Here is a 13,691-nt window from a genome sequence, read left to right as displayed (position 1 = left end):
GCCGGTGGGGGCCTATTGCCGCGCATTGCGCGTGTTGACAGGCAGAGCCTGCGGATAGCTGGTGCGAAAGGGGTTGATGTCCAGGCCACCGCGCCGTGTGTAGCGCGCGTAGACCGAAAGCTTCAGGGGTTTGCAGCGGCTCCAGATGTCCATGAAGATGCGCTCCACGCACTGCTCATGGAACTCGTTGTGGTTGCGAAAGCTCACGATGTATTGCAGCAGGCCTTCGTGCCCAATGGCCGCACCGGTGTAGCTGATCTGTACGCTGCCCCAGTCGGGCTGTCCGGTCACCAGGCAATTGCTCTTGAGCAGGTTGCTCACCAGCACCTCGGTCACCGGCGACTCGTCCGCGGTATTAGCCACCAGCAGTTCCGGTGCGGGCTGGTAGCGGGTGCATTCCACATCCAGGCGATCCAGGCTCAGGCCATCCAACTCATAGATGGGCTCGCGATCAAACAGCTCAGGCGCAATCAGCTTGACGCCAATGGAAGACTGCACCACGCCGCCGCGCCATACCGCCTCACCGATGTCAGTGCGCAGGCGCGCCAGCACCTCGGATGCATCAGCAAAGCGGGTGTTGTTGAAGCTGTTGAGGTAGAGCTTGAAGGACTTGCTCTCCACAATGTTCACCGACTCGCAGGGAATGGTGAAGTGCGCCAGCGCCACCTGCGGCTTGCCGCGCAGGTTCAACCAGCTCAGCTCATAGGCAGTCCAGATGTCGGCGCCAAAAAACGGGCTGGCCGCGGGCACACCAATCTCCAGGCGTTTGGTGGCGCGGGGGATGGGGAACAGCAGACTGGCGTCGTACTGGTCCACATAGGCAGAGGGCTTGCCCAGCTGCGATTGTTCAGGCGCGTTTTCGGGGGTTTTGTGTGCGTCGGTCATGGATGGGGAGTGGATGCGGCAGGCTTCAGGCCTTGCGGCGGAACACCAGCTTCAGGGGCGTGGAGGCTTTGGCATCATAGGCGTAGCCCTCGCTGTCAAAGGCCTTGAGCTGGTCGATGTGGGTGAGCTTGTGCACCGTGGCGTAGCGCGCCATCAGGCCGCGTGCGCGCTTGGCAAAGAAGCTGATGATCTTGTACTGGCCGTTCTTGTATTCCTGGAACACGCATTCCACCACCTGCGCCTTCAGGGCCTTGGTGTCCACCGCCTTGAAGTATTCGTTGGAGGCCAGGTTGATGACCACCGGGCTGGTGTCGCTCTTGAGGCGGGTATTCAGGTACTCGGCAATGCGGCTGCCCCAGAAGGCATACAGGTTGGCGCCACCGGGGTTGGCCAGTTGCGTGCCCATTTCCAGGCGGTAGGGCTGCATCAGGTCCAGCGGGCGCAGCACGCCGTACAGTCCGCTCAGAATGCACACATGGTCCTGTGCCCAGGCCAGATCGACGGCCTCCAGGCTGCGCGCATCCAGCCCGCCATAGACATCGCCATCAAAGGCCAGCGCCGCCTGGCGGGCATTCTTTTCGGTGGCACGGCTGGACCAAGCCTGGTAACGCGCCACATTGAGTGTGCTGAGCTTGTCGCTCAGGTCCATCAGCTCGGCAATTTGCTGCGGCGAGCGGGTGCGCAGCACGTCAATCAGCACCTTGGAGTCTTTGACGAACAAGGGCGCGGTGTGGGGCTGGCCGGTGAGCGGCGTGTCGTAATCCAGGGATTTGGCGGGGGAAAGAAGGAACAGCATGGGCCCATTATCCCGAATGGGCGCCGGGCCTCCACAGGTAGGGTTTGGCACTTGGGCGGGCAGAGGGTGACACGCGGTGAGCAAGCGTGGGGGCTCCACCAATCCCGCGCCGGGCCGCCCCAAGCGGGATTCGCCCCTTGAGGGGGCAGCGCATTACACGAAGTGAAAAGCGTGGGGGCTCCAACAACCCGGCGCCGGGCCGCCCCAAGCCGGGTTAGCCCCCTGAGGGGGCAGAGAGCTACACGCAGTGAGCGAACGTGGGGGCTCTTATGTCACACCCAGTGCCAGCGTGTGAGTTCCATAGTGCCGTCGGGCTTGACCCAGACTACGGCAATCACCAAACGACGCTTGCCTTCGTTTTGCACCATCAGGTTCATGCTGTAGTTCATGCCCGCCACCACCTGTTGGCGTGCGTGCTTGATCGCCAGGAGTCTGAGTCCCTGCTGCGACTGCCTGGTCTGTTCAGAGAGCGCGAACTTGGCCGCTTTGACAATCTGCTCATCCTGCAAACCGGCAGCGCTCCAGCCACCGGCCAGGGCTTGCGTGTCCAGCTCGGCCGCATGGGCTGTTTTCAAATGGGAATTCAGGGCCAAGGCAAAGCCAATGGCAAGCGCCGCCAAGCGGACGCGTGTGATGTTTCGCACGTCAGTTACTCTTTGTAGTTTGAATTATTGGTAACCAGCAAAACCGCGTGATTCCGATGGCAGTTCGCTCAACGCATGATAAACCCCTTCGGTTGACTGGCAAATCCTTGTGGACGGATATGACACCAGCAGGGTCGGACCGGCACCCTGCAGAGCACTTGTCGTGCGTTGGGCAAGGTGAATGCAGCCATGCCCATTGCTTCCTACGAAAGCTCAATCTCCGGCCCGGTAAAATCGCCCTTCGCTCCTAAAGAATGACCATGTCTGACAACGCCACCCCCACAAGCCCCTCCCCCGCCACCAGCACCCCCGATCAACCGGGTCTGCAGTCACTGTCCAAATCGTTCGAGCCGGCAGCGCTGGAAGCCCACTGGGGACCGGAGTGGGAAAAACGCGGCTACGGCATTGCTGGCTTCCGTGGCACACAGGCCCCCAAGGCCGATGCCCCGGCCTTTGCCATCCAGCTGCCGCCGCCCAATGTGACGGGCACGCTGCACATGGGCCACGCGTTCAACCAGACCATCATGGACAGCCTGACGCGCTACCACCGCATGAGCGGCTTCAACACCGCCTGGATTCCGGGCACCGACCACGCCGGCATTGCAACGCAAATCGTGGTGGAGCGCCAGCTGGCCGACCAGAAAGTCAGCCGCCACGACCTGGGCCGCACCGACTTTGTGAAGAAGGTCTGGGAATGGAAAGAAAAGTCCGGCAACACCATCACCACACAGATGCGCCGCATGGGCGATTCGGTGGATTGGAGCCGCGAGTACTTCACCATGGACGACAAACTGTCCAAGACGGTGACCGAGACCTTTGTGCAGCTCTATAAGCAGGGCCTGATTTACCGCGGCAAACGTCTGGTGAACTGGGACCCGGTGCTGATGAGCGCGGTGAGCGATCTGGAAGTGGAGAGCGAAGAGGAAGAAGGCTCGCTCTGGCACATCCGCTATCCGCTGGCCGACGGCTCCGGTGACATCACCGTGGCCACCACCCGCCCCGAGACCATGCTGGGTGACGTGGCCGTGATGGTGCACCCCGAGGACGAGCGCTATGTGCACCTCATCGGCAGAAAAGTGAAGCTGCCGCTTTGCGACCGCGAGATCCCGGTGATTGCCGACGATTACGTGGACAAGGCATTTGGCACCGGCGTGGTAAAGGTCACCCCGGCCCACGACCAGAACGACTATGCCGTGGGCCAGCGCCACAAGCTGCCGCTGATTTGCGTGCTGACGCTGGACGCCAAGATCAACGACCAGGCCCCCGCTGTTTACCGGGGCCTGGACCGTTTTGTTGCCCGCAAACAGGTGGTGTCCGATCTGGAAGCCGGTGGCTTCCTGGTGGAAGTCAAAAAACACAAGCTCATGGTGCCGCGCTGCGCCCGCACCGGCCAGGTGATAGAGCCCATGCTGACCGACCAGTGGTTTGTCGCCATGACCAAGGTGAGCGAGCAGGACCCGACCGGCAAAAGCATCACGCAAAAAGCCATTGACGCCGTGCAAAGCGGCGACGTCACCTTCGTGCCCGAGAACTGGGTCAACACCTACAACCAGTGGATGAACAATATCCAGGACTGGTGCATCAGCCGCCAGCTCTGGTGGGGCCACCAGATTCCGGCCTGGTATGACGAGGACGGACGGGTGTATGTGGCGCGCAATGAGGCTGAGGCACAGGCACAGGCTCCGGGCAAAACCCTGCGCCGCGACGAGGATGTGTTGGACACCTGGTACTCCAGTGCCCTTGTGCCTTTCTCGACAATGGGCTGGCCCGAGAAGACAGAGGACTACGATCTGTACCTGCCCAGCTCCGTTCTGGTCACCGGCTACGACATCATCTTCTTCTGGGTGGCGCGCATGATCATGATGACAACGCACTTCACCGGCCGCGTGCCCTTCAAGCATGTCTACATCCACGGCCTGGTGCGCGACGCACAGGGCAAGAAGATGAGCAAGTCCGAGGGCAATGTGCTGGACCCGGTGGACCTGATCGACGGCATTTCGCTCGCCCCCCTGCTGGACAAGCGCACCACGGGTTTGCGCAAGCCAGAAACTGCACCCACGGTGCGCAAGAACACCGAAAAGGAATTCCCCGAGGGCATTCCCGCCTACGGAGCGGACGCCCTGCGCTTCACCTTTGCAGCCCTCGCCTCCCTGGGGCGCAGCATCAATTTTGACAGCAAGCGCTGCGAGGGTTATCGCAACTTCTGCAACAAGCTGTGGAACGCCACGCGCTTTGTGCTGATGAACTGCGAAGGCCAGGACTGCGGTCTGCTGGAGCACACCAAGGAGCAGTGTTCTGTGGGTGGCCCGGCCCACGGCTACCTGAGCTTCACTGCGGCAGACCGCTGGATCGTGTCGCTGCTGCAGAAGACCGAGGCCGAAGTCACCAAGGGCTTTGCCGAGTACCGTCTGGACAACGTGGCCAACACGATTTACCAGTTTGTGTGGGACGAGTTCTGCGACTGGTACCTGGAAATTGCCAAGGTGCAAATACAGACCGGCGACGACGCACAAAAACGCGGCACCCGCCGCACGTTGATCCGCACGCTGGAGACCATTCTGCGTCTGGCCCACCCCATCACACCCTTCATTACCGAGGAGTTGTGGCAGAAGGTGGCGCCCGTCGCTGGCCGTGGGGGCCCCTCCATCAGCATCGCTGCCTATCCGGTGGCCCAGCCCGAGCGCATTGATGAAGACGCGATTGCGCAGATCGTCAAGCTCAAGAAACTGGTGGATGCCTGCCGCAACCTGCGTGGCGAGATGAGCGTGCCGCCCTCCACCCGCTTGCCGCTGTATGTGGTGGCGCAGTCAGAGGCCGAGAACGCTTTCCTGCAAACCTCGGCGCCCATCCTGCAGGCGCTGGCCAAGCTGAGCGAAGTCAAGCTGTTTGCCGACGAGGCCTCCTGGCAGGCAGCGGCACAAGCCGCACCCGTGGCCGTGGTGGGTGATGCACGCATCTGCCTGCACATGGAAGTGGACGTGGAAGCCGAAAAGCTGCGCCTGGGCAAGGAAGTGGCGCGTCTGGAAAACGAGATCAGCAAGGCCAACGCCAAGCTGTCCAACGAGGCCTTTGTGGCCAAGGCACCACCGGCGGTGATTGATGAGTCGCGCAAACGGGTGGCGGCATTCACCGATACCCTGGGCAAGGTGCGGGACCAACTCGCCCGTTTGAAGTGATTTAGCCCCCACGGTCGCCCACTGCGTGTGGCGGCCTGGGCGGCCCGGCTACCTGCGGCGCAGGATGTGGATGAAGTCGGTTTGCAGTGTGTGCTGGTCCAGCAACTCGTTGCCGGTTTGCTTGGCAAAGGCCTGGAAATCACGCACGGAACCTGCGTCGGTGGACACCACCTTGAGCACCTGGCCGCTGTGAAGTTCTGCCAGCGCCTTCTTGGCCTTCAGGATGGGCAGCGGGCAGTTCAGGCCACGGGTGTCAATTTCTTTGTCGATCTGCATAGTTGTTCCTAGGTCTGGTGCATTGTAGGGTTGCGCCGGTCCAATGCGGCGCATCAGGCCGGAAAGACACCTGTGGACAGATAGCGGTCACCGCGGTCACAGACCACAAACACAATCGTCGCATTCTTTTCGCGTTCGGCAATCTGCTGGGCCACCCAGCAGGCACCCGCTGCCGAGATGCCGGCAAAAATACCCTCTTCCCGCGCCAGGCGTCGGCACATGTGCTCCGCGTCCGACTGGCTGACGTACACCAGCTCATCCACATTGGCCGGGTCGTAAATCTTGGGCAGGTACTCCTGCGGCCACTTGCGGATGCCGGGTATGCGCGAACCCTCGCTGGGTTGCGCGCCAATGATGCGAATGGCAGGGTTCTTTTCCTTCAGGAAGCGCGACACGCCGGTGATGGTTCCGGTGGTGCCCATGGCACTGACGAAGTGGGTGACTTTGCCCTGTGTGTCAGCCCAGATTTCAGGGCCGGTGGTCTCGTAATGCGCACGCGGGTTGTCGGCATTGGCAAACTGGTCCAGCACCGTGCCCTGGCCTTCGCGCACCATCTTGTCGGCCAGGTCGCGCGCGTACTCCATGCCACCGCTCTTGGGCGTGAGTATGAGCTCGGCACCAAAAGCCTTCATGGTTTGCACGCGCTCTATGGACAGGTCCTCCGGCATGATCAGCACCATGCGGTAGCCCTTGATCGCCGCAGCCATGGCCAGGGCGATTCCGGTGTTGCCGGACGTGGCCTCAATCAGCGTATCCCCGGGTTTGATTTCGCCGCGCTCCTGGGCGCGCGCAATCATGCTGAGTGCGGGGCGGTCCTTGACCGAACCTGCCGGGTTATTTCCCTCCAATTTGCCCAACACCACATTGCCACTTTCGGCATTGGTTTGCGCACCGATGCGCTGCAATCGCACCAACGGTGTCTTTCCGATGGTGTCTTCAATAGTCGAATAGTTCATGGCCTTAAATGTGCCATAATTTGAGTCGTTCTCTCTCCCTGCCCGGGTGGTGAAATTGGTAGACGCAGGGGACTCAAAATCCCCCGCCGCAAGGCGTGCCGGTTCGATTCCGGCCCCGGGCACCATCTGATGGTTTCAGACGGTATCAAGTAGTCTCAAAACCCGCATGTCTCCTAGGCATAGCGGGTTTTTTGTTGTCTCAGGCCATTTCAGCCCGTACCATGACATACCGACAACTTGACGGTATGTCTGACGGTATCTCGAAAAGAACCCCAGAAAAATACCGTCACCATCCAGGGGGCGAAATTGGCACTAACCGACACGTTCGTAAAGAATGCAAAACACAGCGGAAAACCATCTGGTGACAAGCATTCCGACGGTGGTGGCATGTACCTGCTGGTCAACGCGACCGGCAAGTATTGGCGGATGGACTACAGGTTTGAAGGAAAACGCAAGACGCTGGCGCTGAACACCTATCCCGAGGTATCGCTGGCCAAAGCCCGTAAACGCAGAGACGAAGCCCGCGAGCGACTGGCTGAGGGAATAGACCCAAGCGCGCACAAGAAGGTAGAGAAAGCCGTAAAGCTCGCAGCTTCAGCCCACAAGTTTGAGGCCGTAGCGCGCGAATGGCTTCAAAAGACAGATGCCGATCGAGCGGCTACCACCACCGCCAAGGTTACGAACTGGCTTGAGCATGACATTTTTCCCTACATCGGCAATCTGCAAGTCAGTGCCATTGGTCCCCGCGATGTCCTTGCGGCGCTACGGAAGATGGAAGCGCGTGGTGCCCTGGATAGCGTCCACAGGGTAAAGCAGGTGTGCGGACAAGTGTTTAGATACGCCGTGGCGTGCGGCTATGCAGAGCGTGACGTCACCCAGGACCTTAAAGGCGCACTGGCAAAGCCCCAGGCCAGTCACTTCGCAGCCATCACAGAGCCCAAGAAGGCCGGGGACTTGCTGCGCTCCATATTTGCATACGAGGGTCATCCGTGTACCGTGGCGGCCTTGAAGCTGTCGCCTATGGTATTTGTACGTCCTGGTGAACTTCGCACCGCTGAGTGGACAGAAATCGACCTGGACGCAGGCGAATGGCGCATACCCGGCAGCAAAATGAAAATGAAAGTTGACCATCTGGTGCCGTTGTCCTGCCAAGCAGTGGACATCCTGCGTGAAGTCAAGGCTATTACTGGCCATGGCAAATATGTGTTCCCCAGCGTGCGCACTGGCGAGCGCCCCATGAGTGAGAACACCATCAATTCGGCACTGAGGGGAATGGGCTATGCGCAAGATATGCATAGTGCCCACGGTTTTCGGGCAATGGCCCGCACGATCATGGATGAGGTGCTGGGCGAGCGCGTAGACCTTATCGAGCATCAACTGGCCCACGCCGTCAAAGACCCAAACGGCCGGGCTTACAACCGTACTGCACACCTTCCAGCGCGTCGGGAAATGATGCAGCGCTGGGCTGACTACCTCGACAAATTGCGTATGGGGGCAGACGTAATCCCTATCAAGGCGGCAAGCTAGGCTCCACGAGCCTTGGCAACGTTGAATATGTGAGTAGTTGCGAGGCAAGATGCCATTAGGTTCATCACCACCCGCTTGCTAGGTGGCTGATTAAAAAGACCTGTCCATGGCAGCACGCCAGTTTCAATATTGAACGCGCGACCTTACAAGCCAGCAAATCGTGGTTTTTCAGGGACTAATAGGCAATGTCACTTGCCACTATCCCGTTTCGGGTTGACTCGCAAAAAAACTCCTTTGAAATCCATCCATCAGGCGAGCACCTCTGCTCCCCTGCCCTACGGAGGATTTATGGGAATGAATTTTTTGCTCGTCACTAAGGAAGCAAGTACCGCAGTCAAACAAGATCCACTGATGATCACGCCAAGCGGCCACTCGGTTGAGGTAACCATACCCGCATCGGTTTTCGATGCACTTCCTGACAGTGCATACGTTAGAGAGTCGCAGTTGGTCCAAAGTCCCAAGAGGCCACAGTCAACTGCGCCATTGCCATTCAGTGCGCCAACTCTATGGCGCAAGGTTAAGGCGGGCAATTTCCCCAAACCCGTCAAACTGTCCGAAGGCGTGACAGCTTGGAAAGTGGGCAGTGTTCGTGCGTGGATGGCGGCGCAGGCCGCTGGGTAGACGCTGGACGATGCTGCTATATGTCCAGCAGGCGGTCTGCATCCAAGCATTAGGGACTGAAATTCGGTGACCCGAATGCGGGCGTCGTCGTAAACTGATAGGGCGTCAGTAACAATTTAAGAAACAACGCTATACGACGCCCGCCCATGCAACTCATCCGAAACGGCCCAGATATCCCCGAGCGCTTGTTGGAAGCCCATGAGGACGGGCGCGTCGTGTTCTTTTGTGGCGCGGGCATCTCCTACCCAGCGGGCCTGCCTGGATTCGGCGGGTTGGTGAAACGACTGTATTCGGCGTTAACGCCCACACCCACCGCAGTGCAACAGGCCGCTATCAAGAGCGGCCTGTTCGACACAGCTATTGGCCTACTCGAGTCGGACATCGTGAACGGCCGTGAGACCGTGCGTCGGCACTTGGCGAGCGTGCTGACCGCTACTTCAAGCGCTCCAAGTACTAGGGCAACACACGACGCACTACTCACCCTGAGCCAGAGCCGTGAAGGCAGAACTCGACTCATCACCACCAATTTCGATAGGCTGTTCGAAGAAGTGATCTCAGCGCGTGCGCTTCAGATTGAGCAATACCGTGCGCCGCTGCTGCCGGTTCCGAAGAACCGGTGGGACGGATTGGTTTACCTGCACGGGCTCCTTGACGCGAAGCCGACCCCTGGAACTCTTGATCGCTTGGTCATCTCCAGCGGCGACTTCGGCCTCGCGTACCTGACGGAGCGCTGGGCGGCGCGCTTCGTCAGTGAGCTGTTCCGCAGCTATACGGTTTGCTTCGTCGGCTACAGCATCAACGACCCCGTCCTGCGCTACATGACGGATGCGCTGGCCGCCGACCGGCTGCTAGGGGAATCGTCTCCCGAGATGTTCGCCTTCGGTAGCTTCTCAAAAGGAAAGGAGTCGGAGCGCACGAACGAGTGGAAGGCCAAGAACGTGACGCCGATCCTCTATCGAGAGCATCAAGGTCACTCCTACCTTCACAAGACCTTGCGTGCCTGGGCTGACACGTATCGCGACGGTGTTCGCGGCAAGGAGAGCATCGTCGTCGCGTCTGCCATTGGGCGGCCACTGGCAAGCACAAAGCAGGATGACTTCGTCGGGAGAGTTCTGTGGGCCCTGAGTGATCCGGGTGGACTTCCTGCCCAACGATTCGCAGACATGGATCCTGTGCCTGCGCTCGACTGGTTGGAGCCGTTAAGCAACGAGCGTTTCCTCCACGCTGACCTTGCGCGCTTCGGCGTCGTTCCTGCTGAGGTCAAGGACGACAAGCTCGCGTTCAGTTTGCTTCAGAGACCAACACCGTACTCTCTGGCTCCATTGATGAGCCTCGTCGGCAGGGGTGCGTCTGGCGCCAAGTGGGACGCAGTTATGCACCAGTTGGCGCGCTGGCTGACTCGCCACCTCGACGACTCGACGCTGTTAATTTGGATGGCAAAGCGCGGTGGTCAACTGCATGAGGAATTCGTGTGGCTGATTGAGCGAAAGCTGGAGGAACTGGACAAACTCGAACGCGATAGCGATACAACCAAGCTGCAGCGCATTCGTTTCAACGCGCCGAGTGCAGTGCCACGGCCCATGATGCGCACGCTGTGGCGTTTGCTGCTGACCGGGCGCGTGAGGTTGGCACGGGGGTCGTTCGACCTGTACCGATGGCGCGAGCACTTCACGCGAGACGGGATGACGGCCAGCCTTCGGCTGGCGCTGCGCGAAGCGTTGACGCCTTGCATTTCCATACGAGAGCCGTTCCATTGGGCCAGTGATGACGACGAAGCTGGCGAGCCCAAGCGCATCAAGGATCTTGTGGAGTGGGAGCTTGAGCTAGCAACTGATCACGTGCGTTCAGTGCTCCGTGATCTGCCGCATGACGGGCGGTGGGCCGACGCATTGCCGGGTTTGCTGGAAGACTTCACTGCACTGCTACGCGACGCGATGGACCTGAGGCGCGAACTTGGGGACGCTGAGGATCGAAGCGATCATTCCTATGTGCTTCGACCTTCAATCAGCGATCACGGGCAGAATAACGACTTCAACGACTGGACCGAACTGATCGAGTTGGCGCGGGATGCTTGGCTGGCTATGGCGGAGCGCTCCCCCGAGCAGGCAAGAATTGCCGCCGAGGCTTGGATGGCCAAGCCTTACCCGGTCTTTCACCGGCTCGCGTTCTTTGCCGCCGCCCAATCGAGGGGGATACCGACGCGGCTGGCCCTCGACTGGCTGTTGTCTGCGGACAAATGGTGGCTGTGGTCAGTTGAGACGCAACGAGAGGCGATGCGTCTGCTGGTCGCCTTGGTGCCGCTGCTCGACGCGACGATGCTCGCTGAGCTAGAACGTGCCATTCTCACTGGACCACCGCGCGAAATGGTCAGAGACGATATCGATCCTGCTGAGTGGGATCGGTTCCTGGCTCGCGAGGTATGGCTGCTCCTGGCGAAGATGGCGGCGACCGGAGTCGAGCTGGGCCATGAGGCACGGCAACGGCTGGATGCGCTTTCCGGGCAATATCCGGCATGGCAGCTCGATACCAGCGAAAGGGAGGAGTTTCCTGTCTGGTCCGAAGGCGCAGGATGGGGTGGCGACATCGATCCGTGGCGGTCGTTCACGCCGATGCCGCACAGCCGGAGTGGAGTCCTGAACTACCTGCGCGAGCACCCAGACCTTAAACCCGGCCAGCAGGACGACTGGAAGGAGCGCTGCTTGGACAGCTTTCAGGCAACGGCATACGCCCTTTGTCAACTGGCACACCAAGGCGTCTGGCCCGCCGGTCGTTGGAAGGACGCTCTGCAGGTCTGGTCGGATGAGAAGTTGCGTGACCGATCATGGCACTTGATGGCACCCGTCCTAAGCGCGGCCCCCCCTGAACTGTTTGCTGTGGTTGATCGCGGCATCGGTTGGTGGTTGCGGCAGCTCGCGAAGACATTCCAGGGCCACAACAAACTATTCTTAGAGCTCGCTCACCGGCTCCTACAACTGAGTGACGAGGACGACGGCGCAGTCGATGATCCGGTCCTTCGTGCCATAAACGACCCAATCGGCCACGTCACAGAGGCGCTGCTTAGCTGGTGGTATCGACAGTCGCTCGAAGATGGGCAGGGGTTGAATGACGACCTCAAGCCCATCTTTACCGCTCTCTGCGATACGCAGGTCAGAAAGTTCAGGCATGGCCGCGTCTTGCTCGCGGCAAATGTCATCACACTATTTCGCGTCGATGGAAATTGGACTAAGGAGCATTTGCTGCCACTTTTTGACTGGCAGCGTTCCGATTTGGAGGCACGCGCGGCGTGGGAGGGATTCCTTTGGTCCCCGCGGTTGTACCGCCCGTTGATGGAAGTGCTCAAGCCGGCATTCTTGGATACGGCGAATCACTACGCCCAGCTTGGCGATCACGGGAAGCAGTACGCAGCCATCCTAACTTTTGCAGCCCTCGATCCAGGAGATAACTTCAATCGAACCGAACTAGCACATGCGATAAGGACTTTGCCAGCACAAGGGCTGCATGAGGCGGCAGACGCGTTGGTTCTCGCTCAGGAAGCAGCAGGCGAACAGCGCGAAGAATACTGGAGAAACCGCGTGCAGCCCTTCTGGGAAAAGGTCTGGCCCAATTCCAACGATGCGGTATCGCGCGGCAACGCCGAACCACTTGCGCGCCTGTGCATTTCTGCTGGCGCCGAGTTTGCTTCTGCTGTGGCCTCGATAGGCAACTGGCTTCGAACTGTGGAGCATCCCGATTTTGTCGTTCATCGACTCAGCGAGTCAGGGTTGGCTAGGCAGTTTCCGCCGGATGCACTCCAATTTCTCGATGCCATTCTTCACGACCAGCCACGCTGGGCGCCGCGCGAACTGCGCAAATGCCTAGACGATGTCGTTCAGGTAGCACCTGACTTGCGGCAAGACCAAAGATGGCTTCGCCTAGATCAGTACGCCCGAGCGCATGGGGACTAAAGATGGCTTTTTTCTTGGCACTGTCCTCGCCATCAGACGCCTTCACCATGATCTTGAAGATTTTCCCTCTGCAAATTCTCCACAGGGGGTCGGCAAGGCACGCTGTCATTTCTGCCACTGTAGAGGGCACAAACGTGGGCAGGATGCCTATATTTTGGGCTAACGCTTTGTTAGTGTCACTCGAAACCGTTTCGAGTGACATTTGCTTTTCAGGCATCACGAACGCCCGTTTTGCCACCGGATTAGAGGCTGTCGTCATGCTCGACCTCCATCACGTCTGGAGGCGTAGAAAGCTTGAGGTCAGCAAGCAACGTGGTTGTATTAATCGAATTGTGACGCCCGATGACTGCGACCAAGGCGTACCAAGCAACTGCTAAGACTTCCGCTTCGAGGGGGAAAGAAATTTGAAAATAGTTACCCGATGACGCCCAATTCGGGTTGATTACTTTTTTGCCTCTTCGAAACTGTACTAGTCAAACGCGGACTCGTTGGACAAAGCATTTGAAGCCACATTAGCTTCTGTTTTCAGCCTTCATTGGCAGCACGAGTCCGCGTGTGAAAGCAGAAGTTAATGTGGCTTCTTGCCTTCACAGAACCAGTGAGAGTTCTATCGGCAGATGATTTGGCATGGGGTAACGCAGGAAGCCGCGAGGCCAGTAGCGCAGCACCAAATCAGGAAACGCTCTTTCTCACTCGGACGCGCATCAAGAGGATGTCAGGCGCAACTGGGGTTTTGTGTGTATGCGTCCGGCCATCCCATATTGACCGCTGACCTCGGTCATGCCTGACAGTTAGACAGCAATGTCTTGCCAGCGGTGCGGCAGTAATTCCCCGATCTGGCTGGCCCGCTGTGTTGGTAGACGTGT

Annotated in this window: 9 protein-coding genes and 1 tRNA gene; 5 read left to right on the top strand and 5 right to left on the bottom strand. The window is 59.4% G+C overall.

The features are described from left to right. Window positions 1–12 precede the first annotated feature (12 nt). The 3 genes from queF to DIC66_RS17840 form a co-directional block, all read right to left on the bottom strand. Window positions 13–885 (bottom strand): NADPH-dependent 7-cyano-7-deazaguanine reductase QueF, encoded by an 873-nt coding sequence (queF, locus tag DIC66_RS17850; RefSeq protein WP_117179456.1) that lies wholly within the window; start codon window positions 883–885, stop codon window positions 13–15. A 25-nt stretch (window positions 886–910) separates the two neighbouring features. Then, on the bottom strand, window positions 911–1,681 hold the full coding sequence (gene yaaA, locus DIC66_RS17845; protein ID WP_117179455.1) for a peroxide stress protein YaaA: 771 nt from the start codon (window positions 1,679–1,681) through the stop codon (window positions 911–913). A gap of 272 nt (window positions 1,682–1,953) precedes the next feature. Then, window positions 1,954–2,325 (bottom strand): cystatin domain-containing protein, encoded by a 372-nt coding sequence (locus DIC66_RS17840; RefSeq protein ID WP_117179454.1) that lies wholly within the window; start codon window positions 2,323–2,325, stop codon window positions 1,954–1,956. A 260-nt stretch (window positions 2,326–2,585) separates the two neighbouring features. Here DIC66_RS17840 and DIC66_RS17835 point away from each other — a divergent pair, with 260 nt between their 5' ends. Further along, window positions 2,586–5,501: a valine--tRNA ligase gene (locus DIC66_RS17835; protein ID WP_420820504.1), complete on the top strand. Its 2,916-nt coding sequence runs from the start codon at window positions 2,586–2,588 to the stop codon at window positions 5,499–5,501. A gap of 48 nt (window positions 5,502–5,549) precedes the next feature. Here the strand turns inward: DIC66_RS17835 and DIC66_RS17830 are convergent, their stop codons facing one another. Continuing rightward, window positions 5,550–5,777 (bottom strand): sulfurtransferase TusA family protein, encoded by a 228-nt coding sequence (locus tag DIC66_RS17830; protein WP_117179452.1) that lies wholly within the window; start codon window positions 5,775–5,777, stop codon window positions 5,550–5,552. A gap of 53 nt (window positions 5,778–5,830) precedes the next feature. Beyond that, window positions 5,831–6,733 (bottom strand): cysteine synthase CysM, encoded by a 903-nt coding sequence (gene cysM, locus DIC66_RS17825; RefSeq protein ID WP_117179451.1) that lies wholly within the window; start codon window positions 6,731–6,733, stop codon window positions 5,831–5,833. Window positions 6,734–6,773: 40 nt separating this feature from the next. Here cysM and DIC66_RS17820 point away from each other — a divergent pair. The 4 genes from DIC66_RS17820 (at window position 6,774) to dsr1 (ending at window position 12,825) form a co-directional block, all read left to right on the top strand. Beyond that, window positions 6,774–6,858, top strand: a tRNA-Leu gene (locus DIC66_RS17820). A 181-nt stretch (window positions 6,859–7,039) separates the two neighbouring features. Continuing rightward, window positions 7,040–8,260, top strand: a complete 1,221-nt coding sequence (locus tag DIC66_RS17815; RefSeq protein WP_117179506.1) for a tyrosine-type recombinase/integrase — start codon at window positions 7,040–7,042, stop codon at window positions 8,258–8,260. 288 nt (window positions 8,261–8,548) lie between these two features. Beyond that, entirely contained in the window at window positions 8,549–8,881 is a 333-nt protein-coding gene (locus DIC66_RS23645; protein WP_338052515.1) for a helix-turn-helix transcriptional regulator, read from the top strand. Between the two features lie 146 nt (window positions 8,882–9,027). Then, on the top strand, window positions 9,028–12,825 hold the full coding sequence (dsr1, locus tag DIC66_RS17805; RefSeq protein ID WP_117179450.1) for an anti-phage defense-associated sirtuin Dsr1: 3,798 nt from the start codon (window positions 9,028–9,030) through the stop codon (window positions 12,823–12,825). Window positions 12,826–13,691 lie beyond the last annotated feature (866 nt).

The organism is Rhodoferax lacus (assembly GCF_003415675.1).
Lineage (GTDB): Bacteria > Pseudomonadota > Gammaproteobacteria > Burkholderiales > Burkholderiaceae_C > Allorhodoferax > Allorhodoferax lacus.
Note: the sequence above shows the minus strand (reverse complement) of the source record. Positions and strands in the feature narration are given on the sequence as shown.